Origin of the sequence: Chryseobacterium sp. GP-SGM7 (assembly GCF_049166575.1) — a bacterium.
GTDB lineage: Bacteria > Bacteroidota > Bacteroidia > Flavobacteriales > Weeksellaceae > Chryseobacterium.
Genome location: NZ_JBMHFF010000007.1, coordinates 1 through 18,782 on the forward strand (window position 1 = coordinate 1; position 18,782 = coordinate 18,782).

Annotated in this window: 12 protein-coding genes; 1 reads left to right on the top strand and 11 read right to left on the bottom strand. The window is 35.3% G+C overall.

Annotated elements, in window-relative coordinates; all coding sequences use genetic code 11:
* Nucleotides 1–182, top strand: a 182-nt coding sequence (locus ACOOWA_RS17720) for a hypothetical protein (protein ID WP_421377238.1), incomplete at its 5' end; no start/stop codon positions are given.
* 424 nt (nucleotides 183–606) lie between these two features.
* On the opposite strand, the gene ACOOWA_RS17725 is transcribed toward ACOOWA_RS17720, so the two are convergent.
* The 11 genes from ACOOWA_RS17725 to ACOOWA_RS17775 all read right to left on the bottom strand — a co-directional run bounded on the left by ACOOWA_RS17725 (nucleotide 607) and on the right by ACOOWA_RS17775 (nucleotide 18,711).
* Nucleotides 607–2,388: an RHS repeat-associated core domain-containing protein gene (locus ACOOWA_RS17725; protein ID WP_421377240.1), complete on the bottom strand. Its 1,782-nt coding sequence runs from the start codon at nucleotides 2,386–2,388 to the stop codon at nucleotides 607–609.
* 311 nt (nucleotides 2,389–2,699) lie between these two features.
* Nucleotides 2,700–3,413, bottom strand: coding sequence for a hypothetical protein (locus ACOOWA_RS17730; protein ID WP_421377242.1), 714 nt, complete (start codon nucleotides 3,411–3,413; stop codon nucleotides 2,700–2,702).
* On the bottom strand, nucleotides 3,414–6,749 hold the full coding sequence (locus ACOOWA_RS17735; RefSeq protein ID WP_421377243.1) for a DUF6443 domain-containing protein: 3,336 nt from the start codon (nucleotides 6,747–6,749) through the stop codon (nucleotides 3,414–3,416).
* A 6-nt stretch (nucleotides 6,750–6,755) separates the two neighbouring features.
* Nucleotides 6,756–10,211, bottom strand: coding sequence for a hypothetical protein (locus ACOOWA_RS17740; RefSeq protein WP_421377245.1), 3,456 nt, complete (start codon nucleotides 10,209–10,211; stop codon nucleotides 6,756–6,758).
* 6 nt (nucleotides 10,212–10,217) lie between these two features.
* Nucleotides 10,218–11,840: a T9SS type A sorting domain-containing protein gene (locus tag ACOOWA_RS17745; protein WP_421377246.1), complete on the bottom strand. Its 1,623-nt coding sequence runs from the start codon at nucleotides 11,838–11,840 to the stop codon at nucleotides 10,218–10,220.
* A 578-nt stretch (nucleotides 11,841–12,418) separates the two neighbouring features.
* Entirely contained in the window at nucleotides 12,419–13,804 is a 1,386-nt protein-coding gene (locus ACOOWA_RS17750; RefSeq protein WP_421377248.1) for an NADH-quinone oxidoreductase subunit N, read from the bottom strand.
* A gap of 109 nt (nucleotides 13,805–13,913) precedes the next feature.
* Nucleotides 13,914–15,407: a complex I subunit 4 family protein gene (locus ACOOWA_RS17755; protein WP_421377250.1), complete on the bottom strand. Its 1,494-nt coding sequence runs from the start codon at nucleotides 15,405–15,407 to the stop codon at nucleotides 13,914–13,916.
* Nucleotides 15,407–17,320, bottom strand: coding sequence for an NADH-quinone oxidoreductase subunit L (gene nuoL / locus ACOOWA_RS17760; protein WP_421377252.1), 1,914 nt, complete (start codon nucleotides 17,318–17,320; stop codon nucleotides 15,407–15,409). Before nuoL ends, ACOOWA_RS17755 begins: the two co-directional genes overlap by 1 nt.
* A gap of 2 nt (nucleotides 17,321–17,322) precedes the next feature.
* A complete protein-coding gene (gene nuoK, locus ACOOWA_RS17765) occupies nucleotides 17,323–17,652 on the bottom strand; it encodes an NADH-quinone oxidoreductase subunit NuoK (protein ID WP_074231138.1) in 330 nt (109 codons plus the stop codon).
* A 4-nt stretch (nucleotides 17,653–17,656) separates the two neighbouring features.
* A complete protein-coding gene (locus tag ACOOWA_RS17770) occupies nucleotides 17,657–18,154 on the bottom strand; it encodes an NADH-quinone oxidoreductase subunit J (RefSeq protein WP_421377254.1) in 498 nt (165 codons plus the stop codon).
* Complete coding sequence (locus tag ACOOWA_RS17775; RefSeq protein WP_076452809.1) at nucleotides 18,154–18,711, bottom strand: NuoI/complex I 23 kDa subunit family protein; 558 nt, start codon at nucleotides 18,709–18,711, stop codon at nucleotides 18,154–18,156. Before ACOOWA_RS17775 ends, ACOOWA_RS17770 begins: the two co-directional genes overlap by 1 nt.
* Nucleotides 18,712–18,782: the final 71 nt, after the last annotated feature.

The window sequence follows — 18,782 nt, forward strand, 5'->3', positions numbered from 1 at the left end:
TTGCTTCGACCGATGAACTCAAAGAAATTAATTCTTTAGATAAATCTCTGATGGAAAAAGTAGCCTTAATGGAAAGTCTTTCACCCGAAGAAAAACAAACCATCTACACAATGCTCGATGCTTTTATTGGTAAACGTAAATTGAAAGATGCACTCTCAAACGTGCTACAAGATGTAAAATAGAAAATCCCGCTTTTAGCGGGATTCCTTTTATAATTAGGTGAATTTCAAACGCAATGTTTTGTAGAAAAATATAATAAATAAAATAACACTAATAAAAATATTATAAATACCCCCCAATAAATCTAATTGAGACGCTAAGTAAGTGTATAATAAATATTCAATTACTAAAATCAAACTATTAATAAGTGCAAAATACATTAACCTTTTTAATCTAAATGAAAAATAAATTGGTGTAGAAAATAAAACAATTGCTAAGACTGGAAACGACAAGAATAGCCATAAATAATAAAATAAATCAGCACTATCTCTAATCCCGGGATTCACAAGGTAATAATTGTCATTTTTAAACATCATAAAAATATAGAACAATAAATATTTTATGAATATATACAGCAGAATATTTGAAAAAGTAGGCTTTATCATATTAATTTCTTTTATAAAAACGCGAAGGATAATATGAAAAATCTTTTCTAGGGGCAGATATACCGCCTCTTCCATAATTTCTTTCTGTTTTTGAATTAGGCGCCGTGTGTGTTCCTGGGAATGAAGGCTGGTTATACTGCATTAGTGTAGAAGTATTTCCGCTACCAGAAACCGTTAAATTAGCCGAAGGGAATATATTTGTTGAGGCTTCTACAGAAAGATTGCCATTACTATTGTTATAATTGATATCTAATTTTTGAGCAACGTCTACAATTTTAAAGCCCATCAAATTCATCCCTGCTTCTTCTTGCCAAGAAACGCTTGCGTGTTGTTCATAATTAACATTCATTCCAGTGGAAGTATTTGTTAAATCAAATACATTATTGCTTCCTCCTTTACCAGGATAATAATCTCGCGCAGTTCCAATTGGCGTAGAACCCACTTCGTGAGAAGCTTTTCCAACTAAGCTCGTTAATTCTCCGGCACTATTTTCTCTAGCGGTTAAAGTAATTGTACTTGTAAGTTTATCTCCGGGTGCTTTACTATTAGGACCATCCCATCTTTTTGCATCAATGTAACTATTGAATTTGAATGTTAATTGTTTCCCTAACCAAGTATCTCCAGAACCAGCCTTAGTCGTGGCTTGTGAGTTTGCGTTTTTGTCCCAATAAATAGAACCGTCTTTTCTTTGCACGAAATCATTTACTCCACGTCCATCAGGATCAATATACCTTATAGGATTATCAAGCGTATAATTATATGGACTCCAACTTGGATACTTCTCCGCCAGTGGGTCAACAACACCCCATCTTCCAATATCCGGCATATAGAATCTCGCACCATAATCATACATTCCGGTCTCTTGCAGTTCCTTCCCGTTGTACTTGTATTTGTAACTCGGGTTTCCAGCAGTAGGATTATATCCTTCATGCTTTAAACCAAACGGGTAATAGTTATTTTCTTCAAGAACTTCTACGCTGCTTCCATTATGAAAATAACTTAATCTCACATTTCCCAAATGGTCTGTATAATTGTAAATATACTTATTATTTTCGAAATTGAAATAACCTTCTGATGTAGGAACAAACTTGAGTTCCGGATTTCCGGAATAAGAAAAAGTAATACTTTTTTCGTACTGAAAACCATCCAGATAATCGGTTTCCGTCTTAGCAATGAAGTTCGTTACAATCCAGTCTTTATAGGTGTATATTTTTTTGAGCTTGATACCGTCTGCTCGGTAAGTATTGGTGGTGCTGAGATAAATCTCTGCCTGTCTTCCTCCCGTAGCCACAAATTGATCTGATTTTATATAATTAGGTAAATTCAGATAATTGTAACGTATTTCCAGAATATTTTTATCCTTATGGCTCTTCATATTTCCGTTAAGATCATACGTTATCGCATTTCCTGATGTATCGGGATATCCTTTGTAGTTTTGGGAAGTATCGGTAACGGTGCTTAATCTGTTGCTTTGATTATTATTTTCATATACATAATCAAGATTGTCAATAGCTGTAGCAAAAGCATTTCCGTCTTTAGATGCTGACCTTTTTAAGTTTGTAATATTTCCGTTAAGATCATAATCTATTTTCTCGAAATATTCTTTTGCCGTAGGATTGTCATCACGTTGATAAAACCCTGCTTTCAAACGGTTGAGACCGTCATAAACATAGCCATATCTTCTGAGATTATCGCTTGTTGTTGTGTTTTTTGGGAGACTTACAACAACACGTCTTTTTTTAAAGCAAACTAAACTGCAATCGATAATGTAAATAAAACCCACCGCAATGCGGTAGGTTTATTTCTATCTGCCACACAATAAAATAGTGCGGGAGCGAGGAAGAACAGATTTTGGATATTAATTCTTATGATAGAAATGTAATTGATAAAGTATGGCTTTTAGAAGAACTCGACGAAACAGAAAAAAAATCCATCTTCAATATCATTGATATTGCCATCAGTAGAAAATGATTAAAAGACAATCTTGCAAACGTTTTGCAAGGTATATAAAAACACAAAAACCCATCGCAATTGCGATGAGTTTCTTTATTTATCTGCTCAAAGTCACAGACTTTGCGCAGCGGGTAGTGAAGTCTATTGTTTAACCCATTCTTCTCCTTTCCAGATTAAGGTCTTTCTATCTTTTATAAAAACGTTACTATGATAATAAGGTTCAAATTCATAAAAACATTGGTCAAAATAAGGAAGATTAATTGTAAAATAGTTGTATTTATCTATATCTAAAGGGTAGTCTTGTAGAATATTATAATTTAATCTGTTATTAAAAAAACGCTCCCCTTTTGCGGTAAATTTTATATTTAAAGACACTTGATTTTTAACTCCTAGTAATGAATAATCTTTTTTTGATAATTTTATTTCTCTATTTACAGTCTCAATTTTTTTAGATGTATTATAATTAAATAAGAGGCTAAAGTCAGGAGTTGCAATATCTTCAAACTCTTTTGGTAATATTATATTAATGTAAACACTATCCTGTGAGAGTTTAACCTCTTGTTTTAAATCATATTTAAAGCCTTCTTGCTTCAAATAATAATTTTCACTAACCAAATCTATAACATCAGAGCTTATTTTAGTCCATCGCCCTTTAGAAGAGTAATCACAAAAATCAGTAGCGAGATGACCAAAAGATTCTGGGTTATATAATACATATAAACCCCTAGAGTCCAATTCCAACTTTTGTCCAGAACCTTTTATTACATAAATTCCTGAATAATCACTAAAGGATTGACAGCTTCCAAAGTTCCATACAAAAAATTGCAGTATCAATATTATTAAATATTTTTTCATTTATTTATCTTTAACATCTAACGATTTATAGACCTGAGTTCCATCACTCGTTTTAATATCCATTAAATTTTTCTCATTAATATCATTTACAGAATTTACAGGAACAGGATAGCTACCTGTATCATAAGAATATCCTACTTTATATGCTTCGACTTCTTTTTCTCTTCCGTCACTAAAGCTTGTTGCACTTATTTTCAACCGCCCTTTATTATTAAATTTCATTCCTCCAGCTTCGTAACTCTGACCAACATGGCGTATTTCGTGTAAATGTAATGAAGTGTCAGTTCCTTCTATGTTTATTCTTTCTTTACCATCTTTGCCAGTTGTCTTAACAACACCATGTGTACCATCAGATTCGCTAGGTTTAGTCAAATAAAATACTTCTTTGGCATCTGCAATTGTTTTGATGTCCTTAAGAGATTGTTCCATTTTACCTAACATTGATGTGTTATCAGCCATTTGAGCATTAAGTTTGGCGAGTTTTTTTTCATTTAATCCTCCTTTATCAATTTTAGTTTGAATCTCAGCATTACTTTTAGTTAGCTTTTCAACTCTGCTATTAACATTTTTTGTTAATTTTTCTTGATCTTTCGGATCTCCCCAGGTTCTTCCATCAGGATCAATAAATCTTATTGGATTATCTGCTGCATAAACATACGGTGTCCACCTTCTTGTTTTCTCCGCCAATGGATCTACAACCCCCCATCTTCCAATATCCGGCATATAAAACCTAGCTCCATAATCATACATCCCCGTCTCTTGAAGTTCCTTCCCGTTGTACTTGTATTGGTAACTTGGGTTTCCTGCCAAAGCATTATATCCTTCATGCTTTAAACCAAAAGGGTAATAGTTATTTTCTTCAAGAACTTCTACGCTGCTTCCATTATGAAAATAACTTAATCTCATATTTCCTAAATGATCTGCATAATTGTAAATATACTTATTATTTTCGAAATTGAAATAACCTTCTGATGTAGGAACAAACTTGATCAGCGGGTCAGCCGAGGTAGAGATTATCTCATATTGAAAACCATCCAGATATTCTGTTGTTTTTTGTTTAAAAACAGATACTTCACTGTATTTATATATTTTCTTTAATTTGGTACCATCAGCTCTGTATAAGTAAGTAATGTTATTATTGAGCCAGCGGCCTCTTGTGAAATACAGCTGGTCAAACTTGGTATAGTTGGGAAGATTCAGAAAATTATAATCAATCTGCAAGATTCCTTTATCTTTCTGGTCTTTCATGTTTCCGTTGTCGTCATATGCGATCGTATTTCCCGAGATATCGGGATAGCCAAGGTAATTAGACGAGGTGTCTGTAACGGTATTGAGTCTATTTCCTGTGTATGAATAAGCAAGATTATCGATCTGCTCTGCCAAGCCCGATGCAGCCTTGCTTTTCCTTTGGAGAGAGGTAATATTTCCGTTCAGGTCATAAGATAATTCCTCATTGTAGAAATTATTCTGCGGAACGGAAGATTGGGGTTCCTGATAAATTCCTTTTAACAATCTGTTGAGTGAATCATATTGATATCCATATCTTCTTATTACCCCATCGTTGACAGTTTTCCAGTCGATCTCAGCAATGTTGCCGTTGTATTTTGCAGGAGAAAGCGAAGTATTGACAGGGTTTTGGTATTTCATTTCATACCCGAAAAGATCACTTCCAAGATTTGCAGGATCATTAATTTTTGTCATCCATCCTCGGATGTTGTAGCTGTAATCAATGGTTTGTAAAGGTGTTGCGATATTCGTTCCGCCTACTTTCTTGGTTTTAAGCTGAGACAATTCATTGTATTCGTTTTGGGCTAAAATCTCTTCCGTATTGTTATCTACTTTATGTTTATGGGTCAGCAACCGATTCTGATGATCGTAAGAGAAAGTCTCGGTGATTACTTTTTCGGTGTCGGCTGACAGTCTTTTGTGATAAGTTTTGGTCTGCAGTACCGTTCCCGAAAAATCAAGCTCAGATTCTGTTTTGGTGTACCCTTCCAAATGATTGATCGCGTAACTTCCGACAGGTCTTCCTTTGGTATCGTAGTAAGAGTAGCTTTTCGTCCAGTTATCATTTTCAATATTTTTTACCAGAGTCATTACGGGAAGACTTTTTGTGCTTTTCCCCAATGTGGCAGCATTATCCGTCAAAATCGTTTTTCCGTAAATCGTAGAAGGAAAAGCAGGATTGAAGCTGTAAGAAGGATAAGTGTCGTAATAATTAACTGACAGTACCGTTTCAAGATAAGGAAACATTCCGTTAGAATAATAAATCTGCATTCCGTTCTTTGCAAAGCCTCCTGTATCTCTGTTTTCTGTAATTACCAGATTTCCTATCATATTCTGCATCCCTGCTCTGTCACTGCCCGATACAATTCCTGTATAAATTATCCTCCCGAACCTGTCATATTTTGTGAAAAGCCATTTACCAGTGGGTTGCATTACTGCGTCCTGAGTGAATATCAAACGATCTGCTTTATCATACACCATATATTCCCAGCCTTTTCCGGGTAGCTTCTTTTCTACCAAGCGGTTTTCGCCGTCGTAACGGTATTGGTAGCAAAGATTATTAAGGGTTGTTTCATCAAGTGTCGCAATCGAAGCCAAAGGCGGAATAACAAATGCCAATTGATTGTATTCGTTATAAACATAATAGGTATCAACTTTTGTAGTGGCATCAAGCATTTTTCTTACGAGTAATGTCTGCCCCTGTCCGTTTTTAAATTCAATGGTTTTGTTGCCGTCCTCGTCGGTCACCGTATTTTTGTAAAGTTGAGACGAGGCGTAAGTTCCGGTACTGTTTACTGTGGATTTCGTTGCGTTGTTCTCCCAAACAGTAGTTGTAGTAAATTTGATAACTTCTCCTGCAATATTGGCATCATAATCAAATTTCACAGGTTTATTGCTCCAATCGTTACCAACCTGGATCTGCTGTTGAATTCTGTCTAAAGGAGAATTTTCTAAAATCTTTTCTGAATAAATCTTTTCTGAACCGTAGATTGAGTTTTGTGTGGCATTCGAAAGCGGATTCGAAACTATAGCTCCATTCTGAGTTGAAGATTGAGGAACAGGAAGAAAGTCTTTCACCTGTCTTCCAAAACCATCATATTCTATATGAGTGACCACATCTTTTCCCAGTGGAGATGCTTTTATATTCACTATTTGTTTCGGTCTTCCTAATCCATCGAAATACTGAACGGTTTCTGCTGTTTTAGTTGGAGTAGTTCCGTTATAATCGAGGTAGGTTTTGGTATAAACATAATTTTCGGTATTGGTCAGCTGAGCCTGCGAAAAGCCTGCAAGAAATAGTGCTCCAACCGGGATTAATATTTTTTTCATCTGTTTTTATGGTTTGTAGTTGTATTTGAATTCTTTTAAAATCTTCCCTTCTTCATCAACTATTTTCTCAAGCCTGTTGGCAGAATCATATTTATAAATCTCTCTGATTCCGGATGGTGGCGTGATGCTTGTTACGCCGATTAATGGATCGTAAGTGTAGGTTGCCATCTGAAAATCTTTAAAACTGACATCATTTCGAAGGTTATCCAGCGCTGTGATCAAACTGCTTTCTGTAGCAGGATTGGCAGCGTCTGAATTGGATGCATTGATGATTGCCGTAATTAAAGAATTATTTTTAATATTATTATAGACCGCCCCTTCAATCTTAGCAATCGGCTGTGTTGCGTTGTATCCCCAGATAATTGAAGTGGGAATTCCGTCTTTGGCGGTGTACTGAAGAAGATTGCCTTTACTGTCATACTGATTAAATGTTACTTGTGTAGAGGCATTCCCGTTTTGAAGATTATAAGATGATACCGAAGTCGGAAACAGATGCGATGCATCTTCATATCTGGTCTCTGTTTTAGAGATGAGCGTTTCAGTAGCCAAAGCGTTTTCTTTTTCCACCACAGAAGTTTCCAGAGGAATACCGATCATGTTTGCATTGATGAGCTTTGTATTTCCTTTTTCGTGGGCGTACTGGTAATTGCTCTCTGTAACTTTAGAATCAGAATGAAGGGTCACCTGCTTGGTAGGGTAATCTCTCGTATTGAAAGTGATATCTTCAACGGTTTTTAAAGTCTTCCCGTTAAGATATTGCATAGTTTCGGAGTAGTTCAAATTAGTTTTCCCTACAATTTCAGTATTATTAGTAATTGAAATCATAGTAATCGGATCAGTGTTACCGCAATAGGCGCTATTTAACACATTAGGATTATTATTGTAAATACATGTACTTACATAAGCCTGATACGTCGGAAATGTGCTTGCATATAAATATTCGGTCGAAGGAGAGTTTTTGCTTCTTAAACTGATACCTGTAAGCTTATCTATATCATAAATAGAGTATTGGTTACTTTTTGTATATATTAAATTGCTGCTATTATCTCTTTTTTGTTCCATCATTAATAATCCTCTTTTATAATCGTAATTAGCTACCGGAACAAATGGAGCTCCTGTAACATGGTCCGGATTAGGTTCATCAATAGGAGATTTGTAAGTATACTGCACAAAACCTTTATCCGTTTCTGAAACTCTAACGTTTTGATAGCCTACATCTGCACCCTGTGTTTTTTGAACTGGGATGAAATTTTCGGATGAATAGATCGTAAAATTATTGTTATAATGATATTTACATAAATTGTTATTAGCACCGCAGACATAAACAAAATCGTTGTAATAATTATAATCATAATGATGTATGGGTTTAGGAAAAACCAAAGCACCACTACTTTTTCCGGTATTATTTGGATCACTATAAGAAAAGTTGGTTTTTCTCGCTGGTAAAACATCGGTTGGCTTGTCAAAATAGCTGATGCTGTTAATTCTTATACCTCCTCCATTTAACCATTGTTTTTGTACAGGATTTTTTGATTTATAAGCAAAATCAATGTTGGCTGTACCCTGATCATTCATGTTCGTCCATATAAATTTAAACCGATAAGAATATCCTGCATCCAATATAAATTCTTTATTGTATACATTGTCTAAACTGCTACTTTGAATAATCTGATTATTAGCTCCCAATTTTTCTAAATACAAAAATCCTATTGCTCCGTCATTATTTAAAATTTCAGCTTTTTCTACCACTAATGTTCTGTTTTGTGAATCTGATCCTAAATTATGATATGCATTTACAGGAAATGTACTTTGTAAATTAACGTTTGAAGTAGCAGTGTATGTCCAGTTCTCAACATTTTCATCAAAATCATTTAATAATGATCCGGTATGATCGAAAGAATATGTATTAGTACCAAAATCAAACAATCTTACTCCTCCGCTCGGAAGCCTAATGCTTTCTAAAATATTGATTTTAATACAATTTGGAGATGTATCTTTTGCAAGCAAAGAACTCGCATAAGGACGAGGACAATTAAACCATCCCCAATGGTCTTTTGCTAATATAGCATTGTCTGTATTTTCAGTATATTTAAAAATATAATCAAAATCTTTTATTGAATTAGATTTGTACTTAGTTATTTTAGACAAAGCCAATCTGCTGTTATTAAGTCCACCTCCAAATAATAAGAAATCAAAAGAATTATATGAAAGCTCATAAGTTTCAAGGGTTTTTCCGGAAATATCTACAAGTTTTATCTTATCTAATTTTGACAGCTGTTGCGGATGAGTATAATTGGTATCTGATCTACCCTGTATGTAGGCAAAATTAATGGTTCCTTTATTGGGTATTCTGATATTTTGCAAATTTCTTACTGATGCAACTGTTGATATAATGTTTGTTTCTTTCGTACTTGGGATTTCCTTATCAAATTGTATTCTTACAGGATAGGGCAGTAATGTAGAATCATCATCAGGAAACTCTTTGCTTCTGTTGATCTCCGAATTATCAGTATAAAATATTTGTTGTGAAGGATAATAATCAAACTCTACCAGATCAGCATTTGAAGCATCAGATATTTTGCTAAGATGAAAAGCAGAAGTTGTAAATCCATAATTAAGAATATTTGTACTGATATCGCCACCAAAACTCTGTTTGTTAGTAAATCCTGACCTGTTAGATTTTTCTAATACATCAAATAAAAACTTATTTCCATTTTCATCTTTAATAATAAACCCTGTAGCTTCAAAATTGTTGGTTGGACTATAAGAGTTTATAGAGATGTCCAGATTATTTTTATCTAATTTATCAACATATAATTCATTACTAGAATTCTTTTTAATAATAAATCTACCTGTATAACCCATAAAGTTATATTGATAAAGGTCATACTCTGTATCAAACTTGTTTAGAAAACCTGCTTCATAAAATAACTTTCTATAATTATCAAGATCAGCATTATTTATGCCTATCCCTGATATTGCATCTAAATATTTTCGGGTATAGTTTTTTGTTGAATAGTTGGAAGTAAACTCATCAAAATAAATTCCAATAGACGGTATACCTCCCATAGCTGCTAAAACAGCCTGATCATCTGGTGTTCCCCTGACGGTTCTTGTAATGCTGCCACCCGCAAATAAACTCCAGCCTAAACCTACTTCACTAGATTTATCATCCGGTTTCGCATTAAGAGGATGATAATTCAAAGATATATTCATTGTAATCTGAGAATTTGAAGTAGAGATACTAGTAATCGGAATTTTAATATCGGGAATTCCTGTGTAATTGCTAACAGGAATTTCTTCAAACTTCATAAGACTATTAACTGTTGGTGCCGCCGGAAATAGTTGCTTGATATTATCTATCGTATTACTCATTGGACCAAGACTTGGGCTTCCTGTTTGCGTCTGGTAATAATTGCCAATAAAGCAGATAACCAATAATAGTAATTTATATTTTCTCATGTGTTTTTATTTTTTAATAATTTTCGCATTCGCAGTTTTCTCAGTATCAGTTTTCACTACAATCAGATACGCTCCCTGAATCAGATTCTGCGTATTAATTTTAGTCACTTTATTCTTCGTTTTCAGACTCTGAAGTTGTCTTCCACCCATATCATAAAGAATAATATCAGCTTCTTTAAAATCAAACCCAACTTCTACATAACAATAATCTGATACAGGATTAGGATAAATCTTAATATCCTGCTTCTCGATCAGTTGGTCAATCTGGCTGTCTCCCAGCTTCACAATTTTCCAGTTCTCTTTGCCTAATTCCTCCGCACTCGTTCCTGCCAAAACAATCGAACCGTCTTTATTCATCTTCAGATCAGAAAGCCTTTCCTCTTTCTTTCTCGATTCTCCTTTTACGTGTTTTCTCCACTGTTCATTCCCATTATCATCAACGTACAGCATCCAGAATGTCTCGTCATCTGCTTCTATTCTTCCTTCTGCCTGAGTGTAACCGCCCAGCAAAATGCCTTTGGTTGATGGTTGTTGGTTGTTGGTTGATGGTCTCCCATTAATCACATTCATGCCCATCAGAATATCACGGTTTTTGAAATTATAAGATTTCTGCCATTGCTCTTCGCCTCTTGCATTTAAAGAAATCAACCAAACATCCGTTCCTTCTTCAATTCCAACCGTTTTGTTTCCCGATCGTTCAGATCTCGATTCGCCACCAATGATATATCCCGATGAAGTAAAAGCCATCGTTCTTAAATGATCGTCACCTTTTCCTCCGAAATTCTTCTCCCATTCTACTTTTCCGTCTTTGTTAAGTTTAACAATCCAAAAATCACCCTCGCCGAAATTATTGGTGGTTTTTGGTTGATAGTTGATGGTCGAACTTCCTGCTTCCATCTTCCTGCTTCCAACATATTCGGAACTTCTCGAATACATTCCAAGTAACGCTCCTCCGTCCGGAGTTGGAATGATCTTTTCCACTTCATCCAGTCCTTTTCCGCCTAAAATTAATTCTGAAAGTACTTTCCCGTTTTTATCCAATGTGGTCACTGTGACATCTTTAGATCCAAAACCGTTAGGAGAATTCTGAACATTTCCTGCCACTATGAAACCTAAATTGGTTGTCTGAATCACAGATCTGGCTTCTTCATCCTGTGATGTTCCCAAAGTTTTCTGCCAGAGTTCATCCCCAAATTCATTGATTCTGATCAGCCAGATATCAGATCCGCCTTTAGATTCTTCTTTCTTGTCTAAGCCTTTCCCTGAATAAGAAGTTCCTGCCAATAAAAAGCCACCTTCCTGCGTAGCCACCGTTGCAGATAGAAAATCATGGTTCTGTCCCGAGAAATATTTTTCCCAGACTTCCTCACCCTGTTGGTTGAGTTTGACGAGATGAAAATCGTAGCCGTTATTTTGTTGTGATTTTGCAGTTGAACTTCCGGCACCCAGCTTCCCGCTTCCTGCCTGTATGCTGCTTCCCGTAATCAGGTATTGCTGGTCGATGGTTGTAGTGACTTGCGAAAGAAAATCCTGAGTAGAAGATTTAATGTCTTTCTGCCAAACCACATTCTGAGCATGAAATCCTGCTGCAGTGCTTATCAGAAATGCACTCATGTAGAGTTTTTTCATAATTTGGTTATTAAAATTTGCACGAATTTAACTTATTTTAACTGATTATATTTTCTGATGAATAAGAATTAATAAAGATATTTCTGTATCAATACCACAAATATAATAGCGTATGACGACAAAACCTGTCGTATAATTTCTTTACGATTATCTTTTTTGTATTAAAAACGCTTAATTTTTATTTCTAAAATATTACAATTGGTGTAAAAAAATTCAAATTAATGAATATCCGTTTTTAATTATAAAACTAAAATGAGCATTCATTTTGTCATTTCGCAGAAATCTAGACCGCTTTATTTTTGTTGAGATGGACATTATCGAACCACTTCGTTAGGTTTCCTGCAGAAATCGAAGATTCGACGAAGTCAATAACAGACAAACCGTTAAAATAAAGCTATTACTATTGACATCTTTAAACGTCAATTTATTTTGAAGATGGAACGACAGAGACGAAGCAATACACCATCACAATAATGTGTTAAATAACAAAAAATTGCTTGCTAGAGAATAGTGTTCCAATAAAAAAACCTTTCAGGATTATCTTGAAAGGTTTTGTATTTTAATAAACGATGTAAAAATTACAGTCCGAATTGCTTTGCAAACAAATCTGGGAAAACTCCCAGTGCAACAAGTGAAAGAATGATAAATACGGCAACAATATTGTACGTAACCGTTACTCTTTCTGATGTTTTAAAGGTGGTTTCTTTGAAGAAGAACATCGCAATGATCAATCTTAAATAATAAGCAATTGATACTGCCGAACCTAAAACTGCTACAATAACAAGAAATGCATTATTATCTTTCGTTAAAGCCTGAGCAAATAATGAGAATTTACCCATAAAGCCAGCCGTTAAAGGAATTCCTGCCATTGATAACAGAGAGATGGTTGCAACGACAGCCAATAATGGTTCTGATTTGGCTAAACCTTTGAAAGCTCCGTAAGAAGTTTCTCTTTTTAGTTTTTCAACCCAGATTAAGCACATAAAAACTCCCACTGTCGACAGCGAATAAGCAAATAAGTAAAATGCCAATGTGTATGTTGAAAGTGCGTTCATTCCGAAGAATACCAACCCTATATATCCTGCGTGCGAAACTGATGAATATGCCAACATTCTTTTAGCATTCGTCTGAGCAAGTCCCATTGCGTTTGCTAACAATAGAGTGATGATTAAAAATACGCCTAAAATATTGATCCATTCGTGAGTAACTCCAGAGAATCCTATCGTCATTAATCTGAATAATGCATAAAATCCTGAGATTTTCACAACACTCGCCATGAAAGCCGTAATCAATGAAGGTGAACCTTGATAAACGTCCGGACTCCACATGTGGAAAGGTGCCAAAGCTACTTTAAATGACATCGCACAAAGCATTAAAACCACTCCAAGAATAAACATTCCGTTGGTAGGATTTACGGTGCTGAAATCGTGAATTCTGTATAAATCAAATGTTCCTGTGCTTCCGTAGATGAATGCAATTCCTAGTAATAAGAAACCCGTTGCAAAGGCTCCCATCAGGAAATATTTTAATGAAGCTTCGTTTGATCTTAAATCTGTTTTGTTTGAACCCGCCATTACGTACAACGGAATAGACAAAATTTCAACTCCTAAGAATAAAGTCACTAAATTCTGGTATCCGAACAATACAAAACCACCACACAATGCGAAAAGCATCAATGCATATAATTCTGACTGGTGATTTCTGTGGTTGCTGAAGGCAAAACCTCCCAGAAAGAATAGAAGCAAAGTTATTACAATCGATATTTTTGTAAATAAAGCGGTATTTGCTCCGTATTCATACATTAATCTGTATTTTTCGAAGAAAGATGCTTCAGGTAAAAAGCTTACATACAATGCAACGATTAACCCGAAAATCCCAATGTATCTTGCGAATTTTCCTTTTTCAAAAACTCCCGTGAATAATGCAGCAACTGCCGTCAGGAAAACAATAATTAAAACACTCATACTATAGATTCGAGATTCGAGATTTGAGATTTGAGGTTGAAATACCTGTTTCTCAATTTCATAGTCTCTTATTTTTTAAATTATTTATTAATCTTTCAATTCTTGAATCTTAATTGATCATCGATGAATATACAAACTTCAATGAACTTCCCACCATATCAATAATCGGTTGAGGGAAAATACCCAAAAGAACCACAAAAACGGCAATACTTGCCAATACCGAAAATTCAACTGCTGATAAATCTTTGGCTGTGCTTAAAACTGATGCATTACCTTCACCAAACATTGCTTTTCCGTAGAATCTTAATAGATAAACCGCACAAAGAATGATCGTTAAACCTGCAATAACTGAAGCCAATACATTGAAATCAAAAATAGATTTAATCAAAATAAACTCACCGATGAAACCATTCGTCAAAGGTACTCCCATTGATCCTAAAATGATGAGTAAGAACAATACCGCAAATTTGGGCGCTACTTTTGCCAAACCTCCCATTTGTCTGATGTCTCTTGTTTTGAATCTCTTGTATAAAATATCTGCACAATAGAACAAACCGGCAACGTTGATACCATGAGCAAAAGTTTGAACTAAAGCTCCTTCGGCTCCTTCAATCGTTAAAGTTCCTCTTACAGTAAGTACTGCTGAAGCAAAAATACCTGCAACCATCAAACCAACATGTGAGAAAGATGAGTATGCAATGATTCTCTTCATATCTGTCTGAATAATAGCAATTAAAGCACCGTGTACAATTCCGATAATGGCCAAAATAATTACAATTTGTCCTGAAATTCCGAGAATAGCACTTGGTGTGATTGGTAATAAATATCTGATCACTCCGTAGATCGCCATTTTCAGCATAATTCCTGATAAAAGCATTGATCCCTGAGTAGGAGAGTAGGTATACGTATCGGGTTGCCAAGTGTGGAAAGGGAAAACCGGAAGTTTCACTGCAAAAGCAAAGAAGATAAACCAGAATACAACAATCTGCTGTGTTTCTCCTAAATCTGCATTATACAAATCTGTTAAAGCGAAGGAAGCGGAATGCGTGTAAACATAGATTAAACCAGCCAGCATAAACAAAGATCCTACGAAGGTATACACGAAGAATTTTGTGGTGAATTCCATTCTTTTGTTTTCCTGTCCCCAAAGAGCTGCTATAAACCAGATTGGAATCAGCGTTACTTCCCAGAAAATATAGAATAACAAACCGTCTAAAGCGGTGAAAACTCCTACAAGACCAAACTGCATCAGCAAAATCAATCCATAAAATGAGTTTTTGTAGCTTACGTTTTCGTTAAATGATGATAAAATGATTAACGGCGAAAGAATATTGGTCAGCAATAAAAGAAGCAAACTCATCCCGTCGATTCCGAAGTGGAGATTACTTTTTATAAACTGCGACCAAGGATAATTGATCTCATATTGCAATACACTGTCAACGGTCGGTTCAAAATTGAAATCCGATAGTATGTAAAATGAAAGCAACATCTGAATCAAAGCAATTCCCAGCGCCAAATATTTGCTGGAAGCATTTTTCCACGCAAAAACTAATCCCGAACCTACAAGAGGTAAAAGTAATAATGTTAATAGTAAATAAGACATTATTGTAATATAAAGTTAACAATCAATATAATTCCCACAGCTAAAGTCATGATTAAAACATAACTTTCAACGTTTCCGTTCTGAATACGCTTCATAGATTTACCGCTGTCTTCAGCACCTTCACCTACGTAGTCTACAAAACGGTCTAAAACACCTTTGTCAAACATTTTTCCACCACGTCCAAGTCCTTCAAAAGTTTTTACAATTAAAGCATTGTAAAGTTCGTCTACGTATAATTTCTTGGCAGAAAGTTTTTCCCAACCGGTATAATCTCCTTCAGCTTTCGCCATTTTCTTTTTGTTGACGTACATGTTTTTAACAATAAACCAAACTGAGAAGAACATTAGAACTGTTGCTCCCAGAAGAATCATTTCCGTATTAAAATCAACTCCGGAAAGAGTGGCTTCCATTTGCTTAAAGCTTTCCGGTGTCAAAACTGGTTTCAGCCATTCCATTAATTTAGCATAATGACCGTGACCGATAAAGTGTGGTAAATTAATAAATCCTCCAACTACTGAAAGTATTGCCAAAACGATCAATGGTAACGTCATGTTCATCGGGCTTTCGTGTAAATGGTGTTTCTGCTCTTCCGTACCTCTGAACTCTCCGTAGAAAGTCAAATAATACAGTCTGAACATATATGCTGCAGTTGTTGCTGCTAAAATGAATAGCATCACCCAGTAAATAGGGTTTTTAGCAAATGCTGCAACCAGAATTTCGTCTTTTGAAATCATCCCTGATAATAAAGGGAATCCTGAGATTGCCAATGTTCCTATTAAGAAAGTGATGTGAGTAACTGGAATGTATTTTTTTAAACCTCCCATAAAACGCATATCCTGTTCGTTGCTCATTGCGTGGATTACAGACCCTGCTCCCAAGAATAACAATGCTTTGAAGAATGCGTGTGTCATTACGTGGAACATTGCGGTAGAATAAGCTCCCAAACCTAAAGCAATAAACATAAAACCAAGCTGTGAAACTGTAGAATATGCCAATACTTTTTTGATATCGTTCTGACGCAGTGCGTAGAAACCAGCCAAAGCAGCCGTTAAAAATCCTATTAATAAAATTCCGCCCTGAACAGTTGGAGCTAAAGTGAATAAAAAATTAGATCTTACCACTAAATAAATACCTGCAGTAACCATTGTTGCCGCGTGAATCAATGCTGAAACAGGAGTTGGACCTGCCATCGCATCCGGTAACCATGTATATAAAGGAACCTGTGCAGATTTACCAACAGCTCCGATGAATAAACTCGCCGTGATAAAGATGATGATTGTTCCGTCTAATTCAAATTTAGAAGCATTTTGTGCTACCGAAATATAATCTAGAGAGTTGGTCTGAGACGCAATCATGAAAATACCGATCAATAAACCAAGGTCACCGATTCTGTTCATAATGAAAGCCTTTCTTGCAGCTTTCCCGTATTCTTCGTTGGTGTACCAGAATCCGATCAATAAATAAGAACAAAGACCTACACCTTCCCAACCGATGAATAAAATCATATAGTTGCTTCCCATTACCAAAAGTAACATGGAGAAGATGAAAAGATTTAAATAAGTAAAAAACTTATAGAAACCTTTGTCGTGGCTCATGTATCCGATAGAGTACAGGTGAATTAAAGATCCGATCCCTGTGATGATCATGACCATCATTAATGATAATTGGTCTATCTGGAAACCGAAGTTAATCTGAATTCCGTTTACTCTGAACCATTCAAAAGCCTTAACGACAACCGCCGGACTTTCTGAATCAAAATTTAAAAATAAACTTACCGCAATACAAAAAGATGCAAAAACTGCAGCTGTTGCCAAACTTCCGACTACCATCTTAGGAAGATTTTTTCCGAAAAGTCCGTTGATAAGAAAGCCTATAAGTGGTAAAAGTACTATTGCATATATTAAATTCTCCATTCTTATCCTTTTAATTTATTAAATATACCTACATCTACAGAACGGGTGTTTCTATATAACATCGCAATAATTGCCAAACCAACCGCTACTTCGGCTGCTGCAACTACCATGATGAAGAATACCAAAAGCTGTCCGTCGCTGTTCCCGTTGTATGCCGCAAATGCAGCTAATAAAAGGTTTACAGAATTTAGCATAAGCTCTACACAACCTAAAATTACAATCGCATTTTTTCTAAGCAATACCCCACAAACTCCAAGACAGAATAATACTGAACAAAGAGTGATGAAATATTCCAGAGGGATGCTTTGCATAAATGTATTTACTTCTCCCATAATTTTATAAATCTTTTTTACCGATTAGTACCGCACCTACAATACCTGCCAAAATCAGGATGGAAGCAAGCTCAAACGGCAAAACATATTCATTAAATAAAAGTCTTCCCAGATTCTTTGTAAGACCTACACCTCTGTCTACGTTTTCAATGACTACATGATTATCCTGTACTCCTCTGAAAACACCTAAAACTCCAATCAAAAGAAGACCTGCAGTAAAAACTCCAACAAACTTTAAAGTATTGTTCTTCTTACTTTCGTCTTCCTTATTAAGATTAAGCATCATTAAAATATAAAGGAAAAGTACCATGATAGCACCTGCGTAAACAATAATCTGGATAATGGCAAGAAACTGTGCATTCAGAAGAACGTACATTCCCGCAATTGAAAACATTGTAACAATTAATGACAAAACAGCATATAAAGGATTTTTTGCAAATACGAAGTAAACCGCACTTGCCACTGCTAAAAACGCCACCAAGAAAAATAAAAACTGATCCATTATTTTACCGCATTTTTTTGTTTCTCGGATTGTCTTTCTGTGATATCAATCCTTTCATTTATTTTTTCAACTAATTTATCTTTACCGTAAATGAAAGAACCTCTGTTGGTTTCTACATCCACCAATCTGTCTGTAAGATAAATTGCAGATTTCGGACAAGCCTCTTCGCACATTCCGCAGAAAATACATCTCAACATATTGATTTCATATACTGATGCATATTTTTCTTCTCTGTAAAGATCTTTTTCTTCTCTGGTTCTTTCAGAAGCAGTCATTGTAATTGCTTCTGCAGGGCATGCTACTGCACACAATCCACAAGCTGTACATCTTTCTCTGCCTTCTTCATCTCTTTTCAAAACATGTTGTCCTCTCCAGATATCTGCTCTCGGTTTTTGTACTTCCGGATAAGAATAAACATTGGGAGCACGTTTTACAACGGTTCTCACAGCATGCTTAAAAGTAATCCCCATCCCTTTGAAAATCGCCGGTAAATAGATTTTCTCAGAAAAGGTCATTTCTTTATTTGAAACAACTTTTGATCTGTTGGTTAATTTCATTTTTTATTGTTTAAATGTTAGAAGATGGAAGCTCGATGATGGAAGTTATTCCAACGCTGCTTTCTCATCAG

Excerpts from the sequence above, each read along its gene's own strand:
- ACOOWA_RS17750 (WP_421377248.1), bottom strand. The coding sequence starts at position 13,804 with ATGAGTGTTTTAATTATTGTTTTCCTGACGGCAGTTGCTGCATTATTC.
- ACOOWA_RS17755 (WP_421377250.1), bottom strand. The coding sequence starts at position 15,407 with ATGTCTTATTTACTATTAACATTATTACTTTTACCTCTTGTAGGTTCG.
- ACOOWA_RS17735 (WP_421377243.1), bottom strand. The coding sequence starts at position 6,749 with ATGAAAAAAATATTAATCCCGGTTGGAGCACTATTTCTTGCAGGCTTT.
- ACOOWA_RS17745 (WP_421377246.1), bottom strand. The coding sequence starts at position 11,840 with ATGAAAAAACTCTACATGAGTGCATTTCTGATAAGCACTGCAGCAGGA.
- nuoL (WP_421377252.1), bottom strand. The coding sequence starts at position 17,320 with ATGGAGAATTTAATATATGCAATAGTACTTTTACCACTTATAGGCTTT.
- ACOOWA_RS17775 (WP_076452809.1), bottom strand. The coding sequence starts at position 18,711 with ATGAAATTAACCAACAGATCAAAAGTTGTTTCAAATAAAGAAATGACC.
- nuoK (WP_074231138.1), bottom strand. The coding sequence starts at position 17,652 with ATGGGAGAAGTAAATACATTTATGCAAAGCATCCCTCTGGAATATTTC.
- ACOOWA_RS17740 (WP_421377245.1), bottom strand. The coding sequence starts at position 10,211 with ATGAGAAAATATAAATTACTATTATTGGTTATCTGCTTTATTGGCAAT.
- ACOOWA_RS17770 (WP_421377254.1), bottom strand. The coding sequence starts at position 18,154 with ATGGATCAGTTTTTATTTTTCTTGGTGGCGTTTTTAGCAGTGGCAAGT.
- ACOOWA_RS17730 (WP_421377242.1), bottom strand. The coding sequence starts at position 3,413 with ATGAAAAAATATTTAATAATATTGATACTGCAATTTTTTGTATGGAAC.